This is a genomic window from Bradyrhizobium sediminis (assembly GCF_018736105.1).
Classification (GTDB): Bacteria; Pseudomonadota; Alphaproteobacteria; order Rhizobiales; family Xanthobacteraceae; genus Bradyrhizobium.
This window is the reverse complement of the sequence record NZ_CP076135.1, coordinates 2289013-2310173: the sequence shown is the minus strand read 5'-3', so window position 1 is coordinate 2310173 and position 21161 is coordinate 2289013. Positions and strand designations below refer to the sequence as shown.

The following is a 21161-nucleotide window of genomic DNA, read 5'->3' as shown; positions in this document are numbered from 1 at the left end:
TTGCTTGTTGCCATGCTTCGAGACGCTCGCGATGCTCGCTCCTCAGCATGAGGTTGTTGTGTATCAACAAGTTAGACCTCATCCTGAGGAGGCCGCGAAGCGGCCGTCTCGAAGGATGGCTGCATTACCGATTTACGATTCCGGGTACTGGCATTTTGGCGCTTTCGGGCCGTTTCGCCCGCAAATCCGAACCCGGCGGCAGCCCGCCTCCATTGAACTCAGGGCCTCGCTCCGATATACGGGCACTCGACTCCGGCTGGGGGATCGGGCATTCCGGGGCGCCGCACCCACATCCCATGCCGTTCCGGAATTTATCTCCAATATATCAAAGGCTTAATGATGTCTTCTACATTCGAGCAGATCGCCACGATCATCGCTGAAACCTGCGACATCCCGCGCGACACGATCACGCCGGAGAGCCACGCCATCGATGATCTGGGGATCGACAGCCTGGATTTTCTCGACATCGCGTTTGCCATCGACAAGGCGTTCGGGATCAAGATGCCGCTGGAGAAGTGGACCCAGGAGGTCAACGACGGCAAGGCCACCACCGAGCAGTATTTCGTGCTGAAGAATCTCGCCGCGCGCATCGACGAACTGGTTGCGGCCAAGAGCACGGGCGCCTAGTCGCCCGCCATGCAACTTGATTATTTTCAGCTGATTGACCGCATCGTCGACCTCAACCTCGACGAGAAGAGGATCACGGTCGAGGCCCAGGTCCCGCAAACGCACACCATCTTCGAGGGGCACTTTCCGGGCTTTCCGATCATGCCCGGCGTCCTGCTCACCGAAGCGATGGCGCAGAGTTCCGGCTGGCTGCTGCTCGGCGTGATGAAGTTCGAGCGCATGCCATTCCTGGCGATGGTGAAGGAAGCCAAGATGCGGGGGTTCGTGAGTCCCGGTCAGCTGTTGACGATCGAAGCCAGGATCGAGCACGAAGGCTCGGGTTTTGCCGTCACGTCCGCCAAGGCGCGCGTCGGCACCGAATTGAAGTGCAGCGCCGACCTCACCTTCCGCCACATCCCCTTCCCCGATCCCGCCCTGCGCGTCCACATGGACGCGATGGCCCACAAGATCGGATTTCCCCTGCAGGCGATTACGCAATGACTGAGCCGAAGGAAGCCTGGATCACCGGTATTGGCATCGTGTCGTCGCTCGGCGAAGGCCTCGACGCGCATTGGGATGCCCTCAACAACAAGCGCATCAATGTCGACGACAAGCGCTTTGCGCCCTACATCGTCCACCCGCTGGCGCCGGTCTCCTTCGATGCGCAGATCCCGAAAAAAGGCGACCAGCGGCAGATGGAGGCCTGGCAGCGCATCGGCACCTATGCCGCCGGGCTCGCGCTGGATTCCGCCGGGGTCAAAGGCAATCAGGAAATCCTCGGGCGGATGGACATGATCGTCGCGGCCGGCGGCGGCGAACGCGATGTCGCGGTCGACATGGCGATCCTCAATGCCTATATAAAGGGTAATTCGGGTCCCGCCTTTCTCAATGAAAGGCTGATGAACGATTTGCGGCCGACGCTGTTTCTGGCCCAGCTCTCCAACCTGCTCGCCGGCAACATCGCCATCGTCCACGGCGTTTCCGGCACCTCGCGCACCTTCATGGGCGAGGAAGCGGCAAGCATCGATGCGGCGCGAATCGCGCTGGCGCGAATCGAATCCGGACAAAGCGACATCGCGCTGGTCGGCGCGGCCCATAATGGCGAGCGGACGGATCTCCTGATCCTCTACGAATTCGGCGACTTCAATCTCAAGGACAAGTTTGCCCCGGTATGGGCGCGCGACAAGGAGCATGATGGTTTTGCCCTCGGCTCGGCCGGTTGTTTTCTGGTGATCGAATCCCGGGAACACGCCGAGGCTCGCGGCGCCAAGCCCTATGCGAAGCTGACCAAGGTGGTCGCCGACCTGGCGCAACGCAAGCAGCCCGGCGCGGTGACGAAATCGCTGGACGCGCTGTGGTCGAAACTCGGCGTGGGCGGCGACAATGGGGCGCTGATCACCGGCGCGACCGGGGTCGAACCCGTCACGTCGGAGGAAAGGGCGTTCCTGAACCAGCGCACGGGATGCGCGGTGCGGGCAACCGGAACCTCGTTCGGCCACACGCTGGAGACCCAGTTTCCTCTCGGTATTGCGCTGGCGGCGCTGTCGCTGTCGCGCGGCGCGCTCTATCCGCCCAACGATCCGACCGGGCTGGAGGTTGAAATGTCCAAGCCCCCGACCCAGATTGTGGTCGTTGGGGCCGGTCACTGGCAGGGCGAGGGCATGGCCCTGGTCGAAGCCATCAAGTAGCGACGGCGCGTAATCGACGGGGACATCATGACAGCATCACGCGACAAATTCGGCAGACCGATCGTCGTCGTCACCGGCATGGGCATCGTCACGTCGCTCGGCGCCGGCAAGACCGACAACTGGAAGAAGCTGACCGCGGGCGAATCCGGCATCCGGACCGTCACCCGCTTCCCGATCGAGGGCCTGAAATCGACGATGGCCGGAACGGTCGATTTCGTGACGGTCGACCCCGCCTCTTCGACCGCGCTGACCGAACGGCTCGCCGATATCGCCACCGAGGAAGCCCTCGGGCAGTCCGGCATCGGCCGCATGGGCGAATTTCCCGGACCGCTGTTTCTGGCCGTGGCGCCGGTCGAAGTTGAATGGCCGCAGCGGATCGAAGTGGGGCGCGCGGTCGGCAAGCCGGATTTCGACGTCAATGATATCCTTTCTATCAGCGGCGGCGGAAAGTTCGCGTCGTATCATCACCGATTCATGTTCGGCTCGGTGGCGGGTCATCTGGCCGAGAAATTCGGCACCAAGGGATCGCCGATCTCGCTCTCGACCGCCTGCGCCTCCGGCGCCACCGCGATTCAGCTCGGCGTGGAAGCTATTCGCCGCGGCGAAACTGACGCGGCGCTGGTTGTGGCTACCGACGGCTCGGTCAATCCGGAAGCCTTGATCCGGTTTTCGCTGCTGTCGGCGCTGTCGACCCAGAACAATCCGCCGCAGGCGGCCTCCAAGCCGTTTTCCAAGAACCGCGATGGATTCGTCATGGCCGAAGGCGCCGGCACGCTGGTGCTCGAAAGCTACCAAGCCGCCGTCGCGCGCGGCGCGCCGATTCTCGGTGTTCTCGTCGGCTGCAGTGAACTGACCGACTCGTTCCATCGCACCCGATCGAGCCCGGACGGCAAACCGATCATCGGCTGTGTCCGCAAGGCATTGGCGGATGCCGGCATGACGACCGAGCAGATCGACCACATCAACGCGCACGGCACCGCGACGCCGGAAAACGACAAGATGGAATATGTCGGCATCTCCGCCGTGTTCGGCGAGCGCGCCAAGCAAATTCCGGTATCGTCGAACAAATCGATGATCGGCCACACCATCTCGGCCGCCGGCGCGGTCGAAGCGATCATTTCGCTGCTGACGCTCGAGCATCAGCGGATTCCGCCGACCATCAATTACGAGATTCCGGACCCGGCGATTCCCTTCGACGTTGTGCCCAATCATGCCCGCGATGCGCGCGTCACCGCCGTGATGTCGAATTCGTTCGGCTTCGGCGGCCAGAATGCCTCGCTGATCCTGACGCGTGAACCGCTCTAACCTGCGATAGCCCGATGCCGAAGCGCCTGGAAAACCGGCAGACGTCCGGTCAAATCGTCGTTGGTCGGTGATGCGCCCTCTCCTGCTTCGCACCAGGGCCCGTATTCGCGACGCCACCAAGCCGCTTGCCGAAGCCGCGGTGGGCGCGCTGACGATCGCAATGCTGCGCACCACCCGCTATTTCGATCCGACCAAGACCGCCAACCTGTTCGGCCGCATCACGCGCTTTATCGGCCCGCGGCTCCGTGAAGACAGGATCGGACGGGAGAATCTCAAGGCCGCCTTCCCCGAGAAATCCCCCGAGGAGATCGAGACGATCCTGGCGGGCGTGTGGGACAATCTCGGCCGCATCGGCGCCGAGTTCGCCCATCTCGACCACATCTGGGATTACGACCCCGATCATCCCGAGAAAAGCCGCGTCGAAATCCCGCCCCGCACCCATGAATTGTTTGCCCAGCTCAAGGACGACGGCAAGCCAGCGCTGATTTTCGCCAGCCATCTCGGAAACTGGGAACTGCCGGCACTGGCGGCGGTTGCGCACGGCCTGGATGCCGCAATCCTGTTCCGGCGGCCGAACAGCGAGTCCGCCGACCGCGCCATCGAACAAATCCGTGCGGTGAAAATGGGCACGCTGATCGCGGCCGGCCGCGACGCGCCATTGAAGCTCGCCGAAGCCCTGCAAAAGGGCCAGCACGTCGCCATGCTGGTCGACCAGTACCTGACCAACGGCGTCGAGGTCACCTTCTTCGGGCGCAAGACCAGGGCCAATCCGATGCTGGCGCGGCTGTTGCGGCAAGTCGAGTGCCCGATCCATGGCACGCGCATCATCCGTCTGCCCAACAACCGCTTCCGCGCCGAACTATCCGAGGAGGTGAAGCCGGTGCGCGACGCCTCGGGGCAGATCGATATCCAGGGCACGATGCAGGCGATCACCTCGGTCGTCGAAGGCTGGATTCGCGAATACCCGGACCAGTGGCTGTGGCTGCATCGCCGCTGGCGGTGAGGATAGTCCCGTGCTCCCTCAACGTCATTGCGAGCGCAGCGAAGCAATCCAGCTTTTCTTTCTGCGGCGAGCAATGGATTGCTTCGCTTCGCTCGCAATGACGGTGGAGAAACCTATCTCCCCGTCTTTACCTTGGTCCAGAGCCGGTTGACGATGCGCTGGGTCGCCGGGTCGCGCGCGGTGATCACGAACAACTTGCCGATCGTCGCCTCGTCCGGATAGATATTCCTGTCATTGAGAATTTTCGGGTCGATCAGCTTCTGGCTCGCCAGATTGCCGTTGGCGTAGGACAGAAAATCTGAATTCTTCGCCGCCACTTCAGGCCGATAGAGATAATCGATCAGCTGATAGGCCTCCGCGACATTGTTGGCATCGGCGGGAATCGCGAGATTGTCGAAGAACATCTGCGCGCCCTGTTTCGGGATGGCATAGCCGATCTCGATGCCGTTCCGCGACTCCGCCGCGCGGCTGCGCGCCTGCATGATGTCGCCCGACCAGCCCACCACGAAGCAGATCTCGCCGGAGGCCATGGCGCTGAGATATTCGGAGGAATGAAATTTGCGGACATAGGGCCTGATCTTGCTGACGAGATCGGCGGCCTTTTCGAGCTCGGCCTGCCTGGTCGAATTCGGGTCGAGCCCGAGATAGCTCAGGGCTGCGGGGAGAATGTCGTCGGCGGAATCCAGCATGTGAATGCCGCAGTCTTTGAACTTCGCCAGATTCTCCGGCTTGAAGACGACGTCCCAGCTGTCGATCCTGGCGTCGGGTCCGAGAATCTTCTGCGCCATCTTGACGTTGTAACCGATGCCGGTGGTGCCCCACATGTAGTTGGCGCCGTAGCTATTGTCGGGATCGTAGGTGGCGAGCCGCCTGGTCACCACCGGCCAGGCGTTGGCGAGGTTCGGCAGCTTCGACTTGTCTAGCTTGAGGAAAACCTTCGCGGTGATCTGGCGCTGCAGGAAATAGCCGGTGGGAACCACGACGTCGTAACCGGACTTTCCGGCGAGCAGCCGCGTCTCCAGGGTCTCGTTGGCGTCGAAGGTGTCGTAGACCACCTTGATGCCGGTCTCCTTGGTGAAATCCTCGAGCACCCCCGGCGCCATGTAGTTCGACCAATTGTAGAAATTGACCGTGCGCTGCTGCGCCGTTGCCGGCGGCGAAGACAGCGCCAGCACAGCGGCCATCGCGATACCGAATTGGATGTGGAAACGGCTGCGCATCGCTGTCGACCTCTCAGCGGCGGTGCACCGCGTCCGACAGGCGTTCGAGCGCGGTGTCGAGAGTTGCATCCTTCTTGGCGAAACAAAACCGCACGACCGAGGTCACGGCGTTCTCTTCATAGAACGCCGACACCGGTATGGCGGCGACCTTGTAGTCGGTGACGATGCGCTTGCAGAACGCCTCGTCGGTCTCGTTGAGCCCGAGCGGCGACAAGTCGACCGTGAGGAAGTAGGTGCCCTGCGACTTCAGGACCGGAAAGCCGATGCTCTCCAGACCTTTCGTGAGACGGTCGCGGCTGCGCGCCAGTTCCTTGCGCATGTCGAAAAAATAATCCGCCGGCTTGCCGAGCCCGTAGGCGACCGCGACCTGCAGATTGGGCGCGGTGGTGAAGGTGAGAAACTGGTGCACCTTCGCAGCCACCCGCAGCAGCGGCGGGGCCGCGCAGACGAAGCCGATCTTCCAGCCCGTCAGCGAAAAGATCTTGCCGGCGGAACCCACCTTGATGGTGCGGTCGCGCATTCCCGGAATCGCAATCAGCGGGATATGCTCGCGGCCATCGAAGATCACATGCTCCCAGACCTCGTCGCAGATCGCGACCGTGTCGAACTCCTGGCAGTACCGCGCCAGCAATTCGAGATCCTCGCGGGGGTAGACCACCGCGGCGGGATTGAGCGGATTGTTGAACAGCACGGCCTTGGTCTTGTGGTTGAAGACGCCTTGCAGCGCCTCCTCGGTCAGCCGCCAATGCGGCGGCTCGAGACGCACCAGACGCGGGATGCCGCCGGCCTGACGGATGATCGGCAGGTAGGAATCGTATACCGGCTGGAACACCACCACTTCGTCGCCGGGCTCGACCACGGCCAGAATCGCCGATGTCAGCGCCTCTGTGCCGCCCGAGGTCACCATCACCTCGGTCATCGGATCGAGGTTGAGCCCGTGCCAGCGCCCGTAATGGGCCGCGATCGCCTGCCGCAGTTCCGGAATACCCATCATCGACGGGTACTGGTTATAGCCGTCCATGACCGCGTCGGCCGCGGCGCGCCGGATGTCCTCAGGCCCCGGATCATCGGGAAAACCCTGGCCGAGATTGATCGCGTTGTTGTCGCGGGCAGCCTGCGACATCGCCTCGAAGATCGTGACGGGAAGATCCGCGAAAACCTTGTTCATGGACGTCATGGCAGCGGTCAGCCGCCGCTCTTGGTCGGCAGTCCCGCGGCCTTCCAGCCGAGTATTCCTCCAGCAAGATGCCGGTCGTATGGGAGGCCCGCCGCCTGCGCCGCCAGCGAGGCCGTTACCGAGCGCTTGCCGGAGCGGCAGGCAAAAACCACCTCTTTGCCCTGCGGATCCGGAATATTCTTCGGGTCGAAGGTCGAAAGCGGAACGACTATGCCACCGGGATAGGCTTCCACGGCGACCTCGTTCGGCTCGCGGACATCGACGAGAAGATAGCGTCCCTCCGCCATCCCCTTCGATACCTCATCCGGCAGCAAATCGTGAACCTGGTTCGCCACTCAAAACCTCCCAACAATGCCTGACGTCGCACATATCCTGTTCGCAAGACCGGTCCCCACTCCTGCAGAATACGCGCTATTGCCAGCGAATTCAGCGAAGATCGACCGACCGCCCTTCCGCGCCAAAGTCGCCTCTGGCGCGGCGAAAATCAAGCGCCGCAGGGCCATTTGAGGGGGGGGCCTGAACGAGACCCTAGACGGTCACCTGGGTTCCAACCTCGACCACCCGGCCGCTCGGAATCTGGAAATAGTCGGTGGCGTCGTTGGCGGTGCGGCTCAGCGCGATGAAGAGGTGATCCTGCCAGCGCGGCATGCCGGAATGCGCGGCCGGCTTCAGCGCGCGCCGCGACAGGAAGAACGAAGTCGACATGATGTCGAACTGCCAGCCCAGTTTGCGCGCGATCGCCAGCGCCTTCGGGACGTTGGGCGATTCCATGAATCCGAACCGCAGCGTCACCTTGGAGAAGGTCTCGCTGATCTGCTCCAGCCTGACCCGCTCGGCCGGGTCGATCCGCGGCGTCGGCGCGGTCTCGATGGTGAGGATGACGTTCTTCTCGTGCAGCACCTTGTAGTGCTTGAGACTGTGCATCAGCGCGGTCGGCGCGCTCTGGGGATCGCTGGTCAGGAAAACCGCGGTGCCGGGAACCCGCTGCGGCGGCTTCTTCTCCAGCATCGCCACCAGTTCGTTCAGCGGAAACTCCAGCTTGCGCGACTTCTCGAACAGCAGCCGGCTGCCGCGCCGCCAAGTGTACATCAGGATCATCACCACGGCGCCGAGCGCCAGCGGCACCCAGCCGCCCTCGAATACTTTCAACAGGTTCGCCGCCAGAAAGGTCAGGTCGAGGAACAGGAACGGAGCGATCAGCGCCGCGGCCGCCAGCGGCGACCATTTCCAGACTTTCCAGATCACCACGAAGCCCATCATCGCCGTGACCACCATGGTGCCGGTCACGGAGATGCCGTAGGCGGACGCCAGCGCGCTCGACGAGCGGAACAGCAATACCAGCAGCATCACGCTGACGAGCAGCAGCATGTTGACGCGCGGGATATAGATCTGGCCGGAATGGGCTTCCGAGGTATGGCGAATTTCAAATCGCGGCAGCAGGCCGAGCTGGATGGCCTGACGCGTCAGCGAATAGGCGCCGGTAATCACCGCCTGGCTCGCAATCACGGTCGCCGCGGTGGCGAGACCGACCATCGGGATCAGCGCCCAGTCCGGAAACATCAGGAAGAACGGGTTCTCGATCGCCTTCGGATCGGCGATCAGCAGCGCGCCCTGCCCCAGATAGTTCAGCGCCAGCGACGGCAGCACGATGACGAGCCAGGCGGTCTGAATCGGCTTCTTGCCGAAATGGCCGAGATCGGCATAGAGCGCCTCGGCGCCGGTGACGGCGAGAAACACCGCGCCGAGCGTGACGAATCCGATGATACCGTGATGGATCATGAAGGAGGCAGCAAGCAGCGGGTTGAACGCCAGCAGCACTTCGGGGTGCTGCATGATCTGCGGCACGGCCGCGATCGCGATGACGGCGAACCAGATGCACATGATCGGTCCGAACAAGGCCGCGACCCGTGCGGTGCCGCGCGACTGAACCGCAAACAGCGCCACCAGAATGATCACGGTCAGCGGCACCACATAGTGTTCGAAGGTCGCGGTCACCAGCTTGATGCCTTCGATCGCCGAAAGCACCGACAGCGCCGGCGTGAGCACCGCGTCGCCGTAAAACAGCGCACCGCTGATGATCCCGAGCAGCACGATGGCGCCGGCGCCGGCGCCGACCGCGCGCTGCGCCAGCGCCATCAGCGCCAGCGTTCCACCCTCGCCGTTGTTGTCGGCGCGCAGCAGGATCAGCACATATTTCAGCGTCACCACGACGATCAGCGCCCACAGGATCAGCGAGAGGATGCCGAGCACCGCGTCCGGATTGGCCGATGTCGCAGCCGGGCCGCCGGCGGCGACGACCGCTTCGCGCAAGGCGTAGAGCGGGCTGGTGCCGATATCGCCGTAGACCACCCCGATGCTGCCGAGCATCAGCGCGCCGAAGCCGGCGGTGGAATGGGCTTCGCCATGCCCATTGGCCGCCGGCGTTTCCGCGGCGGGAGCTGCAACGTCACTGGTCATGGGAGTGGAGGCCTCAAATGCTTCACTGCACAAATAGCAAAGCGTGGCGGCTTATAGCCCTGCGCTTGGAGCATAGCCTACCCTGATTTTGGGGTCTAGCCATGCGAAAAACGCATGGACGGCTAGATGATCGCTAGATGATCACCTGGGTGCCGACCTCGACCACGCGCCCGGTCGGGATCTGGAAATAGTCGGTGGCGTCGTTCGCCGACCGGGTCAGCGCGATGAACAGGTGATCCTGCCATTGCGGCATTCCCGACTGCGGAGACGGCTTCAGCGAACGCCGCGACACGAAGAACGACGTCGACATGATATCGAACTGCCAGCCGAGCTTGCGCGCGATCACCAGCGCCTTCGGCACGTTCGGCGACTCCATGAAACCGAAGCGCAGCCGGACGGTGGAGAACTTGTCGCTGATCTTTTCCATCCGGACGCGCTCGGCGACGTCGACCCGGGGCGTCTGCGCGGTCTCGATGGTCAGGATCACATTGTGCTCATGCAGCACCTTGTTGTGCTTGAGATTGTGCAACAGCGCCGTCGGCACGAAACTGGGGTCGCTGGTGAGGAACACCGCGGTGCCCTTGACGATGTGGGGCGGACGCTTTTCCAGGCTCTTGATCAGGTCATCCAGCGGCACCTCGATGCGCCGGGTCTTCAGGACCAGGATCGCCGCACCGCGGCGCCAGGTCCAGATCATCACCGCCATGGCAAAACCGAACAATAGCGGCACCCAGGCGCCTTCGAGCAGTTTCAGGAGGTTGGCGGCGAAGAACGTCGAGTCGACGAAGACGAACGGCACGATCAGCGCCGCGGCCGTGGCCGCACGCCAGTTCCACAATTTCCAGATCACGACGAAACCCATGATCCCGTCGACGACCATGGTCGTGGAGACGGCGATGCCATAGGCGGACGCCAGGTTGCTCGAGGTGCGGAACAGCAGCACCAGCAGCAACACGCCGATCAGGAGCAACCGGTTCACGCGCGGCAAATAGATCTGCCCGGCATGGGTCTCCGAAGTGTAGCGGACCTCGAAGCGCGGCAGCAGACCGAGCTGCACCGCCTGGCGGACCAGCGAATAGGCTCCGGTGATCACCGCCTGGCTCGCAATGACGGTGGCAGCGGTCGCCAGCACCACCATCGGTATCAGCAGCATTTCCGGAACCATCCGGTAGAAGGAGTTTTCGATCGCGGCAGGATGGGCAAGCACCAGTGCGCCCTGGCCGAAATAGTTGATCAAGAGCGCCGGCAACACGAAGTAGAACCATCCGGCCTGGATCGGTTTGCGTCCGAAATGACCGAGATCCGCATAGAGCGCCTCGCCGCCGGTCACCGCGAGAAACACCGCGCCCAGCGTCACCAGCCCGACGGTTCCGTGGGAGAGCATGAATTCGACGGCATACCAGGGATTGATCGCCGCCAGCACCGACGGGTCGTCGCTGATATGCACCAGTCCCAACACCGCCAGGGTGGCGAACCAGACCACCATGACCGGTCCGAAAGCGGTAGCGACGCGGGCGGTACCGCTGCTCTGGACCGAGAACAGCACGACGAGAATGAAAACGGTCAGCGGCACCACGTAATTTTCGAGCGCAGGTGCTGCGAGCTTGAGACCTTCGACCGCGGACAACACCGAAATCGCCGGCGTGATCATGGAGTCGCCGATGAACATCGATGCGCCGACGACGCCAAGCGCGAGCAATGGCCAGCTGCGGCGACCGAGCGCGCGCTGGCCGAGCGCCATCAGCGAAAGCGTGCCACCCTCGCCGTTGTTGTCGGCACGCAGCAGCAGCAACACGTATTTTGCGGTGACGACGATGAACAGCGACCACAGGATAAGGCTGAGGACGCCGAGCACGATGACGCGGCTGACCGGCTGGCCATGCGCCGCAGCGCCGACAGCTTCGCGAAACGCATACAGCGGCGAGGTGCCGATGTCGCCGAACACCACGCCGATGCTTCCCAGCGTCAGCGCCCAGAAGCCAGTGGTGGCCGACGCCTCATGGGCTTCGGTTGATGGAACGCTGAGAGCCATGATGCCTGAAGACGCTCTGTCGGTTGATTGATCCGGGCCGGCTATCGACGCTTTCCTGGAAAGCTTGTCAACCGATCCACCCTAGCACCGCCGGCCCTGCGGCGCCCGCACACGGCGACAACTGCACGGAAGTATGCGGTATTGACGTAGTGGCCGCAAGCCTACGGCTTCAAGCCCGGAGGCAGCGGCGGATCCTCGCGCATCAGCGTGATGGTGACGCGGCGGTTGGCCGACAGCGTCGGGTCGTCCGGAAACAGCGGCTGGCTGTCGGCCTTTCCCGAGACGGCGAAGATATGGGCGGGCTGCAGGCCTTCCCGCTCCAGGATCTGGCGCACCACGTTGGCACGGTCAGCCGAAAGGTCGAAAGCCCCATAGTCGCTGCGCGACGGCAGGAAGCCCGCCGCGGTATGGCCGACGATGGAGATGCGAAGCGGCGTCGCCTTCAGCGGGCCTGCCAGTTTCTGGATCAGCCGGCGGGTGCGGTCGTAGGGCACCTTGGAACCATCGGCGAACATCGAGCGGCCATCCTGGTCGACGATTTCCAGGTTGAGACCCGCATTGGTCTCCTCGAACATGATGTGTTTGGAGATTTCGGTCAGTTCGGGCATGTCCTGCAACGCCTGCCGCAGCGACGCCGAGGCCAGCGCGAATTCGCGGTCGGTTTTCAGCCTGGCGCCGGCGATCCGGCTGCGTTCCTGCTCGTCCGGGGTCGGGGTGTTGGACGCCTCGTCCGGGGGGATGTGCGCCGCGTTCTTGAGCTTCGGCCGCGTCGGCAGGCCGTCGGATTCGATGATTCCGGAATAGCGGGCCTCGCTCTGCACGCCGAACGCATCGCGCATCGAGCCGGCGACGATCTTCAGCTTGTTGTTGTCCATGGTGGAGAAGGCGACGAGCATCACGAAGAAGCTCATCATCAGGCCCATGAGGTCGGCAAAGGTCACGAACCAGCCGTGTCCTCCGCCATGCGCGTCGCCTCGTTTCTTCTTGGCCATTGCTTGGTTTCCGGAACCGGAATCAGGCGTTTACGCCGGGACCGGCTCGCCTTCCTCATGGCGGTGTTTCTCCGGCAGGTAGGCCAGCAACATCTCGCGCACCAGCGTCGGGCTCTTGGAATCGCGGATCATCAGGATGCCGTCGATGATCAGCGTGCGATTGGTCTCCTCGTCGAGCAGCTTGCCGTGCAGCTTGTCGGCGATCGGCAGGCAGAACAGGTTCGCGACCAGCGCGCCGTACAGCGTCGCCAGCAAGGCGGTCGCCATGAACGGACCGAGCTTCGAAGGATCGGTCATGTTGGCGAACATCTGCACCATGCCGATCAGGGTTCCGATCATGCCGAAGGCCGGCGCGCAATCGCCGATGGCGCGGTAGATCTTGCCGCCTTCGTCGAGATGCATCAGGAAATTGTCGCGGTCGCGCTCGAGATTGTCGCGGATGAATTCGAGATCGTAGCCGTCGGCAACGTAGCGAATTCCCTTGGCGAGGAACGGCTCGTTGGTGTCGACCTTTTCAAGCCCGACCGGGCCCTGCTTGCGCGCGATTTCCGCGATCCGGGCCAGTTCGTCGACCAGGTCGCGCGCCGACAGGCGGCTCATGGTGAAGGCGAATTTGGCGCCGAGCGGCAGGCCGTGCAGGATGGCGCTGAGCGGAAACCGGATCATGGTGGCGGCGATCGATCCGCCGAAAATGATGATCATCGCATGTTCGGAAATGAACATGTGAAGATCGCCTCCCATGAGCACCATCGCTGAAATGACAATGATGCCGAATACGAGCCCAACGCTCGTCATGATATCCATGGGAAACTCCAACGCGCACGCGAACGACCGGCCGTCCTGGACGGTGGCGCAGCTCATCCTGAGCCGCGCTACAGGAACCCTACGTCGCCGCAATTAAAGACGCGTAAAGGTTAAGCCGCCGCGAGAAATTGCCGGGCCGAACCGGCGTGGTGTTGGTGCGCGGGGCCGGCGCCGGCGCGCGCTCTCAACCTTCTGCTAACCATAGCGCGTCAGGCTGCGGCCAAACCCGTCAATTCGAGGCTGAGCGCGCGGGCGGCCTCGTCCAAGCTCAGTGGATGCGCTCGCCCGGCCGCAATCAACCGATAGGTTGATGGGCCCGGCAGTGTAAGGCCAGTAGCCTCTTTCCAGGCGCGAATGACCGGCGGTCTAGTTCATGACGAAAGCCCTACACCCCCGAATTCTGCTGATCGGAACGGGCGACACCAAGGCCGACGAACTCATCTTCATGGGCAACTGCATCCGGGCGGCCGGCGGCGAGCCGGTCCTGATGGATGTCAGCGTGCTGGGCGATCCGCCCTACCAACCCCACCATGACAAACACGCCGTCGCGCGGGCGGCGCAAACCACGATCGACATAATCGCGGCCAGCGGCGACGAAAATTCGGCGATGTCGCTGATGGCGGCCGGCGCCACCCGCCTGACGCGCGCGCTTTGCGACGCCGGCGAGATCGACGGCATGATCGCGATCGGCGGCACCATGGGAACCGACCTTGCCCTCGACGTCGCACGCGCGCTTCCGATCGGCGTTCCCAAATTCGTGGTATCGACGATCGCCTTCTCGCATCTGATACCGCCGGAGCGTATCGCCGCGGACCTGATGATGATCCTGTGGGCGGGCGGCCTCTATGGCCTCAACGGCACCTGCACGGCGGTGCTTTCCCAGGCCTGCGGCGCGGTGGTGGGCGCGGCAAAGAGCGCCATCAAGCCCGGGAACGACCGGCCGGTCGTCGCCATGACGTCGCTCGGCAAGAGCTGTCTCAGCTACATGGTCGAGCTCAAGCCGGAATTGGAAAGGCGGGGCTACGAGGTCGTCGTGTTCCACACCACCGGAATGGGCGGCCGCGCCATGGAGTCGATCGCCGCCCAGGGCGGCTTTGCCGCGATCCTGGATCTCAGTCTGCAGGAAGTCGCGAATCACCTGGCGGGCTCGGTCGTGAGTTCCGGCGCGGACCGGCTGGAGAACGCCGGAAAGGCGGGAATTCCGCAGATCGTGGCCCCCGGCGCCGTCGACATGGTCGACTTTCCCGCCTGGCAACCGGTACCGAAGGACCTCGTCGACCGTCCGTTCCACGCGCACAACCGGCTGCTCGCCTCGGCAACGTCACGGCCGGACGATCGGCGAAAAATCGCGCGGGCCATCGCCGACAAACTTGATACGGCGCGGGCGCCCGTGGCGTTCGTCCTGCCGGCCGGCGGCATCCAGCAATGGGATCGCGAAGGCGAAGCCCTGCATGATCCCGAAGGTCTTTCTGCCTTCGTCGCCGAAATGCGCGCGGCTATCGTCAGGCCGGTCGAGCTTCATGAAATCCGGGGACATATCAACAGCCCGGCATTCGTCGAGACCATATTGGGCATTTTCGACCGCTGGGTCGAGGCCGGCATCGTACCCGCCGGCAAGCCGGCGGCAGCATCGTGAAGACGCCGGCCGCCAGGGCGCTGGTGCTGGATTTCGGCGGCGTCATTTCGAAGACGCTGTTCGAAACCCACCATCTGACGGAAATGGCGCTCGGTCTGGACCCCTTCACCCTGAACTGGCTCGGCCCGTTCGCACCGGAGACCGATCCGCTGTGGGTATCCATGCAGCAAGGGGTAATTTCAGAGCGTGACTACTGGCTGATCCGCAGCCGCGAGGTCGGACGGCTGGTCGGCGAAGACTGGCGCGACATGGAAACCTTCGTGAGACGCGCGCGTGGCGCCGACCCCGGGTCCGTGATCCGGCCGGAAGCTGAACGCGCGATCCGGATTGCCGGTGACGCCGGATACAAGCTCGCCATCCTGTCGAACGAACTCGATCTGTTCTACGGCGCCGGCTTTCGCACAAAACTGCCCCTGCTCGACCGCTTCCAGGCCATCGTCGACGCGACCCATACCGGAATCCTGAAACCGGACCCTCGCGCTTACCGGCTGGTGCTTGAGCAACTTTCGATCGATGCTGGCCGCTGCGTGTTCGTGGACGATCAGGAGCGCAATATCGCGGGCGCGCAAGCCTGCGGCTACCAGACCGTCCATTTCGATGTCCGGGAGCCCCGGGAATCCTACATCAGGGCCCTGCGTCACCTTGATCTCGAATTCGTCTGAACCGGAAGGCGGCACCACATGCGCGACATCAACTTCCTGCTCGAGAACAATGCCAAGCCGATCTGGCACCCGATGGCGCATCCGGCCGAAATGCGCGCGCAACCGCCGAAAATCATCATGAAGGGCGAAGGCGTCCACGTCACGGACATCCACGGCAACAGGGTTCTCGACGCGGTCGGGGGGCTATGGAACGTCAATCTCGGCTACAGTTGCGATCCCATCAAGAAGGCGATCGCCGACCAGCTCGACGCCCTGCCCTATTATTCCGGATTTCGCGGAACTTCGACCGGCCCATCCATCGAACTCGCGCACGAGCTCACCGAATGGTTCAAGCCGGAAGGCATGACACGGGTGTTCTTCACCTCGGGCGGATCGGACTCCGTCGAATCCGCGCTCCGGCTGGCGCGGCAATACTGGAAGATCAAGGGACAAGGCGACCGCACCAAATTCCTGGCGCTCAAAAAGGGGTATCACGGCACCCACTTCGGAGGCGCCTCGGTCAACGGCAACGCCAACTTCCGCCGCAACTACGAGCCGCTGCTGCCCGGCGTCTTTCATATCCCTGCACCTTCGACCTACCGCAATCCGTTCAACGAGAGCGATCCCGCGCGGCTGGCGCAACTGTGCGCGGCGGCGATGGAGGACGAGATCGCGTTCCAGAGCGCGGATACGATCGCGGCGTTCATCATGGAGCCGGTGCTCGGTGCAGGCGGCGTGATAGTGCCTCCCGTCAATTTCATGAAGCTCGCACGCGAGATCTGTGACCGCCATGGCATCCTGATGATCTCCGACGAGGTGGTCACGGGATTCGGCCGCACCGGCGCTTGGTCTGGCGCGAGGCTCTGGGGCGTGCAGCCGGACATGATGACCATCGCCAAGGCGATCACGTCAGGATATTTCCCGCTCGGCGCCACGCTGATCAACGACAGGATTGCCGAGGCATTCGAGAGCGATCAATCGACGTTCGGATCGATCGGTCACGGCTATACCTATTCGGGCCACCCCGTCGGATGCGCCGCCGGCATTGCGGCGTTAGCCGAGACCAGGCGGCTCAAGCTCGACGAGAACGCCACCGCGCGCGGCAAGGAACTCGCAAGCGCGCTTGAGCAACTCAAGTCGAAGCATGAGATCGTCGGCGATGTCAGGTGCCAGGGATTGATGGCCGCGATCGAACTGGTTTCCGATCGCGACGGCAAGAAGGCCGCGGACAAGAAGACGACGGCGGCGATCGCGGACCGCACCTACGACGCCGGCGTGATGATCCGGGTTTCCGGCAACAACATCATTCTGTCGCCGCCGCTGATTCTCGGACCGGCCGACGTCGCAAGGATCGCCGCTGGAATCGACGCCGGGCTTTCGGCGGTGAAGTGATTCAAAAGCCGAGCGCCAGCCCATCCTTGCGGTGATCGGAGGCGCCGAGCAGGATGCCTCGTTCATGATCGATGCGGATCGCCTGGCATCCGCCGATCGGCTCCCCGGACCAGCGGACGTCATGCCCGCGCGCAGCCAGATCGTCCTTGATGTCAGGGGATACCGTCGTCTCCAGTGACAGGATGCCGTCGAAGGCGAAAGTGCGCGGCGCTTCGGCTGCCGACTGGATGTCGAGGCCGAGGTCGAGGATGTTGGAGATCAGGTTCGCATGTCCCGCAGCCTGATAGTGCCCTCCCATGACGCCGAATGGCATCACGGCCCGGCCGTTCTGCATCATCATGCCGGGAATGATGGTGTGCATCGGCCGCTTGCGCGGTCCGAGCGAGTTCGGATGTCCTGGTCTGGCGCGGAAGCTCCAGCCCCTGTTGTGCAGGAGCACGCCGGACTTCGGCGCATAGATGCCGCTGCCGAACGGGTAGAATAGCGAGTTGATCAGCGAGATCGCGTTGAGGTCGCGGTCGACCACGGTCACATAGACCGTGTCGCGGTGTTCGATATCGTCCCACGCCTCGGCGGCGGAAGCGCGCCTCATGTCGATCCTGGCGCGGATCGCGTCGATGTAGCGGTCCGACAGGAACCAGGCAGCGTCGACAGGATTGACCGCGGGATCGCAGAAGAACGCGTCGCGGGCCCGATAGGCGGCCTTGGTGGCCTCCGCGAGCAGATGAATCCTGTCCGCTTCGGACATGCTCTTCACATCGAAGCCCGCCAGCGTCCGCATGATCATCAGCGCCGCCAGCCCCTGCCCGTTCGGCGGGCACTCCGCGATCTCGCAATCGCAATAGGTCGCGGAGATCGGATTCACGTAGTCCGATTCGTGCGCGGCAAAATCCTCGGCGCTATGGGCACCGCCCATTCCGCGCAGGATGCCGATGATTTCATCCGCAACGGCGCCGCCGTAGAACGCCTTGCTTCCGTCGCGCGCGATCTGGCGGAGCGTGCGCCCGAGCGCCGGTTGCGACCTGATATCGCCAACGACGGGTAGCCGGCCGCCGGGAAGATACTGGGCCGCCGCGTCTGCATTGCTTTCGATGCGCGAGCGAAAATGTTCCCAGTCGGCGGCGACGCGCGGCGTGATGCAGAACCCCTGCTCGGCAGCTGCAATCGCGGGGCGGAAAATCTCGTCGAGCGGCTTGCTGCCGTGATCGGCGATCAGCCTGCACCAGGCATCGATGGCGCCGGGCACCGTCACCGCTTCCGGAGACGTCGGAGGAATATCCCGCCCGGCGGCATCGGCATATTTGCCGGCATCGGTTTTTGCCGGCGTGCGGCCCGAGCCGTTCAATGCGATCGGAGCGCCCGCCTTCGGCGAATACAGCGCGAAGCAATCGCCGCCGATCCCGGTCATCTGCGGTTCGACCACGCCCTGGACGGCAACCGCGGCGATCGCGGCATCGACGGCATTGCCGCCCGCCTTCAGGATCTCGACTGCGGCGAGCGTCGCCTGCGGATGCGACGTGGCCGCCATCCCGCGTTCCGCGACGGCTACCGATCGGCCGACAGCCATGAAATTGCGCATGAAGTTCCCTTGTGTTTATGGCCACCGTGATCCGGCGCAAATGCCGGGACAATCAACCGAAAGGTGGATGGCCTGGACGGCTCTCCGGCCGGCGACAGACGGACTCGCACGCCGGCTTCCGGGTCGGGTCGTGGCAGACTCAGTGCGGTCGCGACATCAGCGCAACGGCGGCGGAACGCGTTTCCACACCGAGCTTTTCGAAGATGTGGATCAGGTGGGTCTTGACAGTCGCCAAGCCGATTTGCAGGCACTCGCTGATTTCGCGGTTGGTCCGCCCACAGCATAGCAGCTCGACCACGTCCAGTTCGCGGGAGGTCAGGCCATACCGGGCTGGTTCCTCGGCCGGCGACGCGGCGCGGCCGACCAGATTGAACTCGAGATAGTCGTGGATCTTTCCGGCGATGTTCATGGCCGCGTCCGGAATCCTGCAGCCCGGCCCCCAGGCAACGCTCATCCCTGCGACGATCCTGTCATCTCGCCGGAAGAAGAATTCGACCATATCGACGATGCCGCATTGACCGGCGAATGAGCGGTAGGCCGCAGATTCGAGCGTCGGGCATCGCTCCGTCGCGACACTCAGCAAGGCAAACGGCTTGCTGGCGGCGCGCTTCGGATGCAGCGGATCGAATTGATTCATCCGCTCGACATACTGACGATGAAAATCGACCGGAATTCCACTGAGCAGGAAGCGATTCAGGTTGAGGCCTTCGTCGACCTCATAGAAAGCCGTCGCCGAGGCATCGAGAATGCCCCTGGCGAACTGAATGGCCTGGCTAGCCGCTGGATCTGCACGGCCCATCAGCGCGAACATGGCCTACCCCTCCCAAATTGCTTCTGTCTTCCCCGTCAGTGAATCTCCGCCGCCCGCTTCAGCGCTGCCTTCAGTTTTTCCAGCGTAAAGTCCTTGCTGCGGGCGATCTCGAGGATCGGGGTCTCGCGGCGGCCGCAGAGTTCGGCGGCCTCGGGGATCTTCGCGGCGATGTCGATCGGGATCACGATCGCGCCGTGCTGGTCGGCGTGGATCAGGTCGTCGGAGCGCACCGTCATGCCGGCGACGCGGACTTCGCCGCCGAAGCTTTCGGCGTGAACCCAGGCGTGCGACGGGCCGATCGAGCCTGCCAAAGCCTGGAAGCCCGGCGCCCATTGCGGGATGTCGCGGATCGATCCGTCGGTGATGACGCCGAGGCAGCCGAGCGCCTTGTGCACGTTGCTTTGCACCTCGCCCCAGAATGCGCCGTAGCCGACGTCCGGTCCGTCGATGTCCTGGATCACGGTGATGCGCGGGCCATGGCCGGTGCCGACATATTCGTAATAGTCGATGCGCCGTTTCGCCTGCTCGTCGGCCGGCAGCCCCGACTTCAGCACCGAGCGGATCGTCACCGTGCGCGCATAACCGACCATCGGCGGCAGATCGGGGAACGGACAGACCAGCGGCTTGGTGGTGTAGCCGATCAGGCGGCGTTCGGGGGCGACGATCTCCATCGCATTGCAGATGGTCGGGGTGTCATAGCGCGCCAACGCTTCGAGGACGGAAGCGGGCAGCGGAGCGGATTTCGTCACGGCGTGTCTCTCCAGATTTACAGGATGGCATTGGGGCCACCCATTGATCTGCCTATAGCCGAGATTGGGATCGAACCCAACTCGAACGGCCGCTCATGGCAGACATCCAAAGCGTTTTCGAGCGAAGTGGGTACCGGTTCGCGTGAAGAAAACGCATCAAACAAGGAGGGGTGAGGTGGCGCGGCCCCTGGCAGCGCGGGCCCGCTCAGTTCAGCCGGACCGGCCGATTGTCCTGGTCCGCCTCGGCGACGGGCGCAGCGAACGGCGGCGCCGCCGGACTTGACGGAGTTGCCTCCGCCGGCGCTGCGGCCTGCGCGGCCGCATTGCGCTTGTGGTCGCGATACGACTTCCAGCCCAACGGCAGGCTCAGGAGGTAAAGCGCCGACCCCGCCGACAGAATGTGCCAGGGATAGCCGATCAAGAGCGCCACGAAGAAGATCACCGAGACGAACACCGGCAGCACCATCTCCGGCGGCACCCGCAAGCGCACGGTCTTGCCCGAGAAAACCGGCAGGCGCGACACCATCAGGAATGCGATCAGGAGCGTATAGAACGCGGTCAGCATCACCGGCGGCGACGGCATGCCGAGGAAGGCGAGATAGATCGGCAGCAGCACCAGGATCGCGCCGGCGGGAGCCGGAACGCCGGTGAAGAAATTCGCGGCAAAGGCCGGCTTGTTCGGATCGTCCATGGTGGCGTTGAAGCGCGCCAGCCGCAGGCCGCCCGAGATCGCGAACACCATCGCGGCGATCCAGCCGCCATTGTGCAGATCGTGCAGCGTCCAGAAATACAGGATCAACCCCGGCGCGACGCCGAAATTGACGAAATCGGCGAGACTGTCGAGTTCGGCCCCGAACTTCGACTGGCCCTTGATCATGCGCGCGACACGGCCGTCGATGCCGTCGAGCACGGCGGCAAACACGATGGCGGCGACCGCCAGTTCCATCCGCCCTTCCGTGGACAGGCGGATCGCGGTCAGCCCGGCGCAGATCGCCAGCAGCGTGATGACGTTGGGCACCAGCATCCGCACCGGGATCGGGCGAAACCGCCGGCGGCGCATTTCAGGATT

Annotated in this window: 19 protein-coding genes; 8 read left to right on the top strand and 11 right to left on the bottom strand. The window is 63.7% G+C overall.

Annotation, left to right across the window (positions count from 1 at the left end):
* The first annotated feature begins 339 nt into the window (after positions 1 to 339).
* From KMZ68_RS10920 to KMZ68_RS10900, 5 genes are all read left to right on the top strand, one after another.
* Positions 340 to 627: an acyl carrier protein gene (locus tag KMZ68_RS10920; RefSeq protein WP_215615774.1), complete on the top strand. Its 288-nt coding sequence runs from the start codon at positions 340 to 342 to the stop codon at positions 625 to 627.
* 9 nt (positions 628 to 636) lie between these two features.
* Positions 637 to 1107 carry a 3-hydroxyacyl-ACP dehydratase FabZ family protein gene (locus KMZ68_RS10915; protein WP_215615773.1) on the top strand — a complete coding sequence of 157 codons (471 nt, stop codon included), beginning with the start codon at positions 637 to 639 and terminating at the stop codon, positions 1105 to 1107.
* Positions 1104 to 2294: a beta-ketoacyl-ACP synthase gene (locus KMZ68_RS10910; protein WP_215615772.1), complete on the top strand. Its 1191-nt coding sequence runs from the start codon at positions 1104 to 1106 to the stop codon at positions 2292 to 2294. The genes KMZ68_RS10915 and KMZ68_RS10910 overlap by 4 nt, the downstream gene beginning before the upstream one ends.
* A 27-nt stretch (positions 2295 to 2321) precedes the next feature.
* Positions 2322 to 3599, top strand: coding sequence for a beta-ketoacyl-ACP synthase (locus KMZ68_RS10905; RefSeq protein ID WP_215602441.1), 1278 nt, complete (start codon positions 2322 to 2324; stop codon positions 3597 to 3599).
* A gap of 70 nt (positions 3600 to 3669) precedes the next feature.
* Entirely contained in the window at positions 3670 to 4602 is a 933-nt protein-coding gene (locus KMZ68_RS10900; protein ID WP_215615771.1) for a lipid A biosynthesis lauroyl acyltransferase, read from the top strand.
* A gap of 113 nt (positions 4603 to 4715) precedes the next feature.
* Here the strand turns inward: KMZ68_RS10900 and KMZ68_RS10895 are convergent, their stop codons facing one another.
* The 7 genes from KMZ68_RS10895 to KMZ68_RS10865 all read right to left on the bottom strand — a co-directional run bounded on the left by KMZ68_RS10895 (position 4716) and on the right by KMZ68_RS10865 (position 13284).
* Positions 4716 to 5822, bottom strand: coding sequence for a polyamine ABC transporter substrate-binding protein (locus KMZ68_RS10895; protein WP_215615770.1), 1107 nt, complete (start codon positions 5820 to 5822; stop codon positions 4716 to 4718).
* 13 nt (positions 5823 to 5835) lie between these two features.
* Positions 5836 to 6999, bottom strand: a complete 1164-nt coding sequence (locus KMZ68_RS10890; RefSeq protein WP_215615769.1) for an aminotransferase — start codon at positions 6997 to 6999, stop codon at positions 5836 to 5838.
* A gap of 8 nt (positions 7000 to 7007) precedes the next feature.
* Entirely contained in the window at positions 7008 to 7334 is a 327-nt protein-coding gene (locus KMZ68_RS10885) for a rhodanese-like domain-containing protein (protein ID WP_215615768.1), read from the bottom strand.
* Between the two features lie 193 nt (positions 7335 to 7527).
* On the bottom strand, positions 7528 to 9456 hold the full coding sequence (locus KMZ68_RS10880) for a potassium transporter Kup (RefSeq protein ID WP_215615767.1): 1929 nt from the start codon (positions 9454 to 9456) through the stop codon (positions 7528 to 7530).
* Between the two features lie 133 nt (positions 9457 to 9589).
* Complete coding sequence (locus KMZ68_RS10875; protein WP_215615766.1) at positions 9590 to 11488, bottom strand: potassium transporter Kup; 1899 nt, start codon at positions 11486 to 11488, stop codon at positions 9590 to 9592.
* Positions 11489 to 11649: 161 nt separating this feature from the next.
* Complete coding sequence (locus KMZ68_RS10870) at positions 11650 to 12480, bottom strand: OmpA/MotB family protein (RefSeq protein ID WP_215615765.1); 831 nt, start codon at positions 12478 to 12480, stop codon at positions 11650 to 11652.
* 30 nt (positions 12481 to 12510) lie between these two features.
* Entirely contained in the window at positions 12511 to 13284 is a 774-nt protein-coding gene (locus KMZ68_RS10865) for a motility protein A (protein WP_215602449.1), read from the bottom strand.
* Between the two features lie 373 nt (positions 13285 to 13657).
* On the opposite strand from KMZ68_RS10865, the gene KMZ68_RS10860 reads away from it, so the two are divergent.
* Genes KMZ68_RS10860 through KMZ68_RS10850 form a run of 3 tightly spaced genes read left to right on the top strand, consistent with a single transcriptional unit; the run spans position 13658 to position 16953 of the window.
* Positions 13658 to 14920 carry a Tm-1-like ATP-binding domain-containing protein gene (locus tag KMZ68_RS10860; protein ID WP_215615764.1) on the top strand — a complete coding sequence of 421 codons (1263 nt, stop codon included), beginning with the start codon at positions 13658 to 13660 and terminating at the stop codon, positions 14918 to 14920.
* Positions 14917 to 15582, top strand: a complete 666-nt coding sequence (locus KMZ68_RS10855) for an HAD-IA family hydrolase (protein WP_249779587.1) — start codon at positions 14917 to 14919, stop codon at positions 15580 to 15582. The genes KMZ68_RS10860 and KMZ68_RS10855 overlap by 4 nt, the downstream gene beginning before the upstream one ends.
* 18 nt (positions 15583 to 15600) lie before the next feature.
* The gene (locus tag KMZ68_RS10850) at positions 15601 to 16953 is read left to right on the top strand and encodes an aspartate aminotransferase family protein (RefSeq protein ID WP_215615763.1); all 1353 of its coding nucleotides are present in this window, start codon (positions 15601 to 15603) and stop codon (positions 16951 to 16953) included.
* A gap of 1 nt (position 16954) precedes the next feature.
* Here KMZ68_RS10850 and KMZ68_RS10845 read toward each other — a convergent pair whose 3' ends face one another.
* The 4 genes from KMZ68_RS10845 to pssA all read right to left on the bottom strand — a co-directional run bounded on the left by KMZ68_RS10845 (position 16955) and on the right by pssA (position 21152).
* A complete protein-coding gene (locus KMZ68_RS10845) occupies positions 16955 to 18532 on the bottom strand; it encodes a gamma-glutamyltransferase family protein (protein WP_215615762.1) in 1578 nt (525 codons plus the stop codon).
* Positions 18533 to 18671: 139 nt separating this feature from the next.
* Positions 18672 to 19343 (bottom strand): helix-turn-helix transcriptional regulator, encoded by a 672-nt coding sequence (locus KMZ68_RS10840; RefSeq protein ID WP_215615761.1) that lies wholly within the window; start codon positions 19341 to 19343, stop codon positions 18672 to 18674.
* Between the two features lie 35 nt (positions 19344 to 19378).
* A complete protein-coding gene (locus KMZ68_RS10835; protein WP_371737177.1) occupies positions 19379 to 20014 on the bottom strand; it encodes an RraA family protein in 636 nt (211 codons plus the stop codon).
* A 283-nt stretch (positions 20015 to 20297) separates the two neighbouring features.
* On the bottom strand, positions 20298 to 21152 hold the full coding sequence (gene pssA / locus KMZ68_RS10830) for a CDP-diacylglycerol--serine O-phosphatidyltransferase (protein ID WP_249779586.1): 855 nt from the start codon (positions 21150 to 21152) through the stop codon (positions 20298 to 20300).
* Between the last annotated feature and the right edge of the window lie 9 nt (positions 21153 to 21161).